Origin of the sequence: Flavobacterium succinicans LMG 10402, from assembly GCF_000611675.1 — a bacterium.
Taxonomy (GTDB): Bacteria; Bacteroidota; Bacteroidia; order Flavobacteriales; family Flavobacteriaceae; genus Flavobacterium; species Flavobacterium succinicans.
The window spans coordinates 1-291 of sequence record NZ_JATV01000047.1; the positions used below are offsets into that span (position 1 = coordinate 1).

Genomic DNA, 291 nt, shown 5'->3' on the forward strand with positions numbered 1-291 from the left:
ACTATGCATTCTGAAAGACCGGGACATCGTATGTACGAACAATATCATTCGTTAGGAGTTGTCGGTATTATTTCAGCATTCAACTTTCCGGTTGCCGTTTGGGCATGGAATACCGCTCTGGCTTGGATCTCCGGTGATGTTTGCGTTTGGAAACCTTCAGAAAAAACACCTCTTTGTGGTATCGCTTGTCAAAACATTATGGCACAGGTTATCAAAGAAAATAATTTACCGGAAGGAATTTCATGCCTGATCAATGGCGATTATAAAATTGGAGAATTACTAACTTCTGAT

General features: G+C 40.2%; 1 protein-coding gene. It reads left to right on the forward strand.

Annotation, left to right across the window (positions count from 1 at the left end):
• Window positions 1-291: aldehyde dehydrogenase family protein (locus tag AO58_RS17465; protein WP_035718054.1), on the forward strand; the 291-nt coding region annotated here is incomplete at both ends.